Source organism: Methylobacterium sp. CCH7-A2 (genome assembly GCF_001557075.1).
GTDB classification, from domain to species: Bacteria; Pseudomonadota; Alphaproteobacteria; order Rhizobiales; family Beijerinckiaceae; genus Allobosea; species Allobosea massiliensis.
The window spans coordinates 1-238 of record NZ_LSKN01000195.1 but is presented as its reverse complement, the minus strand read 5'-3'; the positions used below and the strand labels follow the sequence as shown (position 1 = coordinate 238).

The 238-nt window shown below is 70.2% G+C and carries 1 protein-coding gene; it reads right to left on the bottom strand.

The window, feature by feature from the left end:
* Positions 1–238 (bottom strand): transposase (locus AX750_RS14870; RefSeq protein WP_197432828.1); only part of this gene is annotated, 238 nt, incomplete at both ends.

The following is a 238-nucleotide window of genomic DNA, read 5'->3' as shown; positions in this document are numbered from 1 at the left end:
GCGGTGAGCGCCTTCTCCGCCATCCGGCGCGGCTCGAGGAAGCCCGGGAAATAGCTGCCCTTGCGCAGCTTGGGGATGCGCAGCTCGACCGTGCCGGCGCGCGTCTCCCAGTCGCGCTCGCGATAGCCGTTGCGCTGGGCCAGCCGATCAGCGCTCTTCTCGCCAAAGCCGGCGCCGGTCAGTCCGCCGACCTCCAGCTCCATCAGGCGTTGCGCGGCAAAGCCGATCATCTCGCGCA